The following is a 7495-nucleotide window of genomic DNA, read 5'->3' as shown; positions in this document are numbered from 1 at the left end:
TTGTCCCATACGGTCACCCGAATCTTTGAGCGGTCCTGCCCACAGCAAAGCGTTGTCCGTATTCGGAGCGTACAGAGCGAAGATACCGGTTGCTATCGCACCCCAAAGACCCGCAAGGAAGTGAACCCCGAACGCATCGAGACTGTCATCGTAGCCCAATTTTTTCTTGAGTGCCGTAACACCGAAGAATGCGATAAGCGCACCGACCGCACCGATAATGAACGCACCCGATACACCGACGAATCCCGCCGCAGGGGTAATCGCAACCAATCCTGCGATCGCACCGGTAGCCGCACCGAGCAACGTCGGTTTTTTGAACACCGCATACTCAACCACGATCCAGGTAACCGTAGCCACTGAAGCCGCAATCGTCGTCGTCAGATACGCGACACCTGCGATAGCGTTCGCACCGAAAGCCGATCCGCCGTTGAACCCGTACCATCCGAACCACAGCAGACCGGCACCCACAGCCGTCAACACAACGCTGCCCGGTTTCATAGCCGTTTTCGGATATCCGGCACGTTTACCGATTAGGAGAGCCAAAACAAGCCCGGCCAAACCGCCGTTCATATGTACGACCGTACCGCCTGCAAAGTCAAGAGCCCCTTCGTTGAAGAGGTAACCGCCGCCCCATACCATGTGGGTAATCGGAGCATATACTACAATCGTCCAGATAAAGGCAAACACCATCCATGTGGAAAACTTCATCCGCTCGATGACGGAGCCGGCGGCAATCGCTACCGTGATCGCGGCAAATGTCCCCTGAAACACGACGAATACAAACTTCGGATAGAGTTGTCCCAAATCAACGCTTGCAAATTCCGTCCAGCTGATGCCGTTGAGCATGATATGGCCGAATCCGCCGATAACCTGATTCATCGCCCCGTCCATCGTACCGAACGCTACCGAGAAACCGGCAACAACCCATGCGATAAACGAAACAACGAAAGCTCCGAAAACCATTGCGTACGTATTAAGAACGTTTTTAGAACGGGTCATCCCGCCGTAAAACAACGCAAGCCCGATCGGGGTCATCAGCATTACCAGTGCCGTCGACATCATCATCCAAGCCGTATCTCCCGCATTAAGCACAGGTGCAACAGCATCCTCGGCAAATGCCGATACGCCAAGTAGCGATAAAGCTAAAAGCCACTTTTTCATTATCCTCTCCTTTTTTCAGATTGATCTTTCGAACAATCCTGTGTTAACTGAAATGTCACGTACCATTGTACAGGCTAACCTGACAGAGAAGAGAAGTATAGTTGATTAATTTTTAATCAATTTTAGAGATCATTTAAAAAGCAGTTATTTTGTAGAAATTTATTATGGTTCGCAGAGGCAGAGACACCCCGCAATACTGCCGGATGTCGAAATGTGGAAGTTAAATAGCGTCGCTGTCGGTTTCGCCGGTACGGATACGAACGATTCGGTTGATATCACTGATAAAGATTTTGCCGTCACCGATTTTACCTGTACGTGCGGCTTCTACGATCGTATTGACAACCTGATCGGCCATCGCGTCATCGACAACCATCTCCATTTTGATTTTAGGGAGGAAATCAACCACATACTCGGCACCGCGATAGAGTTCGCTGTGCCCTTTTTGGCGTCCGTATCCTTTGACTTCGCTTACCGTCATCCCGGTAATACCGATTTCGGCCAATGCGTCTTTGACGTCTTCTAATTTAAATGGTTTGATAACCGCTTCCACTTTTTTCATAATAATGCATAACTCCGCAAGATATTTTGAATAATTGTAACCTTATTTAACTAATTAAGCAAATGGAACCAGGGCTGACACCACAAAAAAACAGATTTTAAGACTTTAAGTCTCGTTCAGCTATAATCAGTCACCTAATCTTCACTTTCCGGGGACGAAATGAACGATCTGCTAGACAACAGCGAAATAAACGATATTAATATTGAAGACACTCTCAAGAGCAGTTACCTAGACTACTCGATGAGCGTTATCATCGGACGGGCGCTTCCTGATGTACGTGACGGACTTAAACCCGTTCACCGCCGTATCCTGTATGCGATGGACAAGCTGAACCTTTCTGCCGGTGCCAAGTATAAAAAATCGGCCCGTATCGTCGGGGACGTCATCGGTCAATATCACCCGCACGGCGACACGTCCGTATACGACGCGCTTGTTCGTATGGCACAACCGTTTTCCATGCGTGCACCGCTTGTCGACGGCCAGGGGAACTTCGGTTCGGTTGACGGCGACAACGCAGCGGCAATGCGTTATACCGAAGCCCGTATGACCCGTTACGCGGGCGAACTGCTTAAAGATTTGGACAAAGACACTGTGGACATGGTCGACAACTACGACGGTACGACGCAGGAACCGGATGTCCTCCCTACGCGGGTTCCGAATCTTCTAATCAACGGTTCCAGCGGTATCGCCGTCGGTATGGCGACCAACATCCCTCCGCACAATCCGCAGGAGGTTCTGCAGGCTCTGGTCTATCTGATCGATAATCCGAACGCCACCCTGATTGACATCATGCAGTTCATCAAAGCTCCCGATTTCCCTACGGGCGGAACCATCTACGGTAAAAAAGGGATTCTGGACGCGTACGAGACCGGTCGCGGCCGTATCCGCGTTCGCGCCAAAACCCACATTGAAAAAAAATCGAACAAAGACGTCATCGTCATCGACGAACTTCCCTATCAGGTCAACAAAGCGCGCCTGATTGAAAACATCGCCGAACTGGTCAAAGACAAGTTCATCGAAGGGATCAGCGAGATCCGTGACGAATCCGACCGTGAAGGTATCCGTGTCGTTATCGAACTCAAGCGCGACGCGATGAGCGAAATCGTTTTGAACAACCTGTACAAATCGACCAATATGGAGACGACGTTCGGGATTATCATGCTCTCGACGTTCAATCAGGAACCGCGCGTATTCGCATTGCTGGAAATGCTGGGACATTTCATCAATCACCGCAAAACGGTCATCATCCGCCGCACGATTTTCGATCTTGAAAAAGCCAAAGCCCGCGCCCACATTTTGGAAGGTTTGAAAAAAGCCCTCGACCATATCGATGCGATTATCAAGCTGATCCGCGGCAGCACTGACGGCGAAGCTGCCAAAGAAGGGCTGATTTCCCAATTCGATTTTTCACCTATCCAGGCCCAGGCGATCCTCGATATGCGTTTGCAACGCCTCACCGGCCTTGAGCGCGAAAAAATCGAAAACGAGCTCAGAGAAATCCTGACACTTATCGAATACCTTGAATCCATCCTTCGCAGTGAAGACGTCCTCAAAGGGATTATCAAAGAAGAATTCATCGAGCTCGTCGAACAGTATGACATCCCTCGTCTGACCGACATCGAAGACAACTACGACGACATTAATATCGAAGATTTGATCCCGAACGAGCCGATGGTCGTCACGATCACCCACCGCGGATACATCAAACGGGTTCCTCTTGCCGCCTACGAAAAACAACGCCGCGGCGGTAAAGGAAAAGTAGCCGTCACGACGTACGACGACGACTTCATCGAAAAATTCTATACCTGCAACACGCACGATACCTTGATGTTCGTGACCGATCGCGGGCAGCTCCACTGGCTCAAAGTGTACAAAATCCCTGAAGGTTCCCGTACGGCAAAAGGCAAAGCGGTTGTCAACCTGATCAATCTCGAAGCCAATGAGAAAATCCGTTCCGTCATCCCGACGACCGATTTCAGCGAAACGAAATCGCTGGTGTTCTTCACCCAAAACGGGATTGTCAAACGAACAGCTCTCAACGAATTCTCGAACATCCGAAGCAACGGCGTACGCGCCATCGTCCTCGATGATGGCGATACCCTTATCACGGCGCACATCGCGACTGAAGAGACAAAATACCTCTTCATTGTCACCAAATTTGCGCAATGTATCAAGTTCGAGATTGACAAAACACGTGATCAGGGACGCAGTACCCGCGGGGTTCGCGGTATCAAATTCAAAATCGACGGCGACGTCGTCGTCGATGCGAACATTATCAAAAGCGATGAAGAAGAGATTCTCATGGTCAGTGAAAAAGGGATCGGAAAACGAACCACCGCTGAAGAATACCGCTTGACCAACCGTGCCGGTTCCGGTGTCATTGCGATGAAACTCAACGCCAAAACGGGAACCACCGTCGTCGGATGTCTCATGGTTGATGAAACCATGGACATGATGGCCTTGACCAAAGCGGGCAAAATGATCCGCGTCGATATGCAAACCATTGCCAAATCGGGACGCAACACAAGCGGTGTCTATATCGTCAAAGGAGACGACGTCGCCAGTATTTCACGCTGCCCTAAAACCGAAGAAGAGGATGAAGGTGAAGGCGAAGGTGACGAAAGCACCTTCGAGTTGGAATGATATTTGCTAATAACAGCTAATTAATTGAAACCTTCCTAAGGATACAGAATGCGAATCTCTGCAGTCATTGCACTTCTACTAAGTGTCTCTGCCCTTCATGCGGGCTTTTTATCGAGTGAAGAACCAAATGTCAAATGTGTCTACAGCGGCACGGACGGCAATTGCGTCGAACCGATTTTAAATGCCGAAAACCAACTCGTCATCACCGTCGTCGGTCAAGGAGTTGCTCCGTCGGTAACCGCTTCTCCGGCGCAAGCCTATGCGTTGGCAAAACGCGCGGCGATGGCGGATGGCTACCGTCAGATCGCTGAAAAGGTCAAAGGGGTTCAAGTCGAAGGTCAAGACACCATCAAAAATTTGATGCTCGTTCAATCCAGCACCCGAACATCGGTCGAAGCATTGGTGCGCGGTGCCAATGTTACCAATACGACATTTAAAGAGGGTCTGTGCGAAGTCGAAATGGAAATCGCTCTATCTTATTCGCGGGTATTGCGCTAATCTCTACCCTCTGCACCGGAGCCGATCACTACTACATAGGGTATCGGCTCACCACCCAAAACGCTCAAGCCGTCCACGAAACGTTTTCCGTCTCCAAAGCAATGCAGCCGTGTCCGGCCTCCGAACTTTCAACACTCTCTCTTCGGCGTTTTCCTGATGAATCCTTAAAAGCGGTACTCGAACGGGAAAAAGACACCTTCATCGAATACACCCTGCCGGATGCGACACGCATCAAAAGCACTGCCAGGTTCCTCGATTCAGATGCCAAAACACAAGAGACACTGACCCTCCCGACACAATGCTATGCAGTCGAGTTTAATGATGACTCTGTTACAATCAGCGTATTAAAATAACGCTGTTCAAAAGGGTACGGATGAAAATCGCGATTGTCGAAGACGATATCAATATGCGCAAATCACTCGAAATTGCGATGGGTGATTACGAAAAATACGACGTCTACACCTTCAAAAATGCCCGGGATGCCCTCAAAAAACTAGACGATACCTTTGATCTTATCATCAGCGACATCAACATGCCCGGCATGGACGGGATCGAATTCGTCAAAACACTCGGCGGAAAATACGAGGTAATCATCATCACCGGCAACGCGACGCTCACCCGCGCTATCGAATCGATCCAGCTGGGTGTCAAAGACTTTCTCCTCAAGCCGTTCGAAATCGAAACGCTGATCGCTGCGATCGAACGAACCGCCGCCGTGGCGCAGAAAACTCCGAAAGGCGCGGTTGCCAAACCGCAATCGGGGGAATGCTTTTTGGGGACCTCTCCCGCGCTTGAAAAGCTCTTGGAACGTATCTCCAAAGCGGCTGCCACGGATGCGAGCATTATGCTTCTGGGCGAAAGCGGCGTCGGAAAAGAAGTTCTGGCCCGCCACATCCACGATTCTTCCCCCCGTGCTTCCAAAGGGTTTGTCGCGATCAATATGGCCGCGATCCCCGACAATCTGATCGAAAGCGAACTTTTCGGTTTTGAAAAAGGGGCCTTCACCGATGCGGGAGAAGCCAAGGCGGGACAATTCGAACTCGCCGAAGGGGGGACACTTTTCCTCGATGAAATCGGCGAAATGCCTTACCCGCTTCAGGCCAAACTGTTGCGGGTACTGCAAGAGCGGGAGATTCGGCGTTTGGGTGCGGCCAAAAATACAAAAATCGATGTCCGCATCATCACGGCGACCAATGCCGACCTGACCCGCAAAATAAGCGACGGCGAATTCCGCGAGGATTTGTATTACCGCCTCAATACGATACCGTTGCTCATCCCTCCGCTGCGCGAACGGCGCGAAGAGATTCTTATGATCGCCGAAGCGGCGCTGGAGCGCTATTGCATGCAATACGGCTTTGCTTCCAAAACCTTCAGTACGGAAGCCAAAGCAGCGCTCGAAAACTACAACTGGCCCGGAAACATCCGAGAATTGATCTCCGTCGTCGAGCGCTCTGCGATTCTCAGCGACGGCGACGTTATCGGCGTCGAGGATCTGTTTTTGGAAGCGCGGGGCTTGGGCAGAGTATAGTAAGCCGCCGCTTTCAATCACCTCCAAGCCTTCGTTTGCTATAATCGCGACAAAAATACAGAGGCGATTTCACTTCCCTCTCAAGGAAAGCTTCCAATGAAACGTTACAACGTCGCGATCGTAGGTGCCAGCGGTGCCGTAGGTGAAGAAATTTTACGCATTTTTGAAGAGATCGATTTTCCACTCGGCAAACTCGTGCCTTTGGCCAGTGCGCGCAGTGCCGGCAATACGGTGACCTTCAACGACTCCGACCTTGTCATCAAAGAACTTACCCCCACCGTATTCGATGAAGAAAAAATCGATATCGCCCTATTCAGCGCGGGCGGAAGCGTGTCAGCGGAATTTGCCCCGTATGCGGCTGCGGCCGGAGCGGTCGTCATCGACAACACCAGCCATTTCCGTATGGTTGAGAATATTCCTCTCGTCGTTCCCGAAGTCAATCCCGAAGATATCGCTCAGTGGAAAAACACGGGCATTATCGCCAACCCTAACTGCTCGACAATCCAGATGGTTCAGGCGCTCAAACCGCTTGATGAAGCCTATGACCTTCTGCGTGTCGATGTAAGCACGTATCAGGCGACCTCGGGTGCGGGAAAATCGGCAATGGAAGAACTCGTCGAACAGATGCAGGCATTTTTTGCGTTCAAACTCGATGAAGTCGAAGCCAAAAAATTTCCTCACCGTATTGCGCTCAACGCCATCCCGCAAATCGATTCGTTCACCGATACGGGTTATACGAAAGAAGAACTCAAAATGGTGAATGAAACGAAGAAAATCATGCACAAGGATATCGAAGTGAGCGCAACGTGCGTCCGCATTCCGACGCTTCGCGGCCATGCCGAAACCTTGACCCTTACCTTCGACGGTGCGGTCGATGCGGACGAAGCACGCGAATTGCTCCGCAAAGCCCCCAACATCATCGTTCTTGACGAGCCCGAAGAAAGCATCTATCCGATGCCGTCCATGTGTATGGACCAAAACGAAACGTTTGTCGGCCGTATCCGTCGCGACCTTTACCGCGATAACGTCCTGCATTTGTGGGTCGTTGCCGACAACCTTCGCGTAGGCGCGGCAACCAATGCCGTCAGAATCGCTCAGAAATGGGT

At 50.8% G+C, this 7495-nt stretch carries 7 protein-coding genes; 5 read left to right on the top strand and 2 right to left on the bottom strand.

Annotated features, from left to right (window positions below):
* Positions 1-1161, bottom strand: a 1161-nt coding sequence (locus tag JU82_RS08080) for an ammonium transporter (protein ID WP_294892594.1), incomplete at its 3' end; no start/stop codon positions are given.
* A 220-nt stretch (positions 1162-1381) separates the two neighbouring features.
* A complete protein-coding gene (locus JU82_RS08075; protein WP_037949229.1) occupies positions 1382-1720 on the bottom strand; it encodes a P-II family nitrogen regulator in 339 nt (112 codons plus the stop codon).
* Between the two features lie 159 nt (positions 1721-1879).
* On the opposite strand from JU82_RS08075, the gene gyrA reads away from it, so the two are divergent.
* The 5 genes from gyrA to JU82_RS08050 form a co-directional block, all read left to right on the top strand.
* Positions 1880-4363 (top strand): DNA gyrase subunit A, encoded by a 2484-nt coding sequence (gene gyrA, locus JU82_RS08070; protein WP_037949227.1) that lies wholly within the window; start codon positions 1880-1882, stop codon positions 4361-4363.
* A 48-nt stretch (positions 4364-4411) separates the two neighbouring features.
* Positions 4412-4861, top strand: coding sequence for an LPP20 family lipoprotein (locus tag JU82_RS08065; RefSeq protein WP_037949225.1), 450 nt, complete (start codon positions 4412-4414; stop codon positions 4859-4861).
* Complete coding sequence (locus JU82_RS11965; RefSeq protein WP_294892590.1) at positions 4810-5214, top strand: hypothetical protein; 405 nt, start codon at positions 4810-4812, stop codon at positions 5212-5214. Before JU82_RS08065 ends, JU82_RS11965 begins: the two co-directional genes overlap by 52 nt.
* A 20-nt stretch (positions 5215-5234) precedes the next feature.
* Positions 5235-6389 carry a sigma-54 dependent transcriptional regulator gene (locus tag JU82_RS08055; protein WP_037949221.1) on the top strand — a complete coding sequence of 385 codons (1155 nt, stop codon included), beginning with the start codon at positions 5235-5237 and terminating at the stop codon, positions 6387-6389.
* A 96-nt stretch (positions 6390-6485) separates the two neighbouring features.
* A partial coding sequence (locus tag JU82_RS08050) for an aspartate-semialdehyde dehydrogenase (RefSeq protein ID WP_037949219.1) occupies positions 6486-7495 on the top strand: 1010 nt, incomplete at its 3' end.

It is taken from the genome of Sulfuricurvum sp. MLSB (assembly GCF_000747095.1).
Lineage (GTDB): Bacteria > Campylobacterota > Campylobacteria > Campylobacterales > Sulfurimonadaceae > Sulfuricurvum.
This window is presented reverse-complemented; position numbering and strand designations above follow the sequence as displayed.

What these genes read in the sequence shown, in the direction of transcription:
- gyrA (WP_037949227.1), top strand. Translation starts at nt 1,880, where the DNA reads ATGAACGATCTGCTAGACAACAGCGAAATAAACGATATTAATATTGAA.
- JU82_RS08075 (WP_037949229.1), bottom strand. Translation starts at nt 1,720, where the DNA reads ATGAAAAAAGTGGAAGCGGTTATCAAACCATTTAAATTAGAAGACGTC.
- JU82_RS08065 (WP_037949225.1), top strand. Translation starts at nt 4,412, where the DNA reads ATGCGAATCTCTGCAGTCATTGCACTTCTACTAAGTGTCTCTGCCCTT.
- JU82_RS08055 (WP_037949221.1), top strand. Translation starts at nt 5,235, where the DNA reads ATGAAAATCGCGATTGTCGAAGACGATATCAATATGCGCAAATCACTC.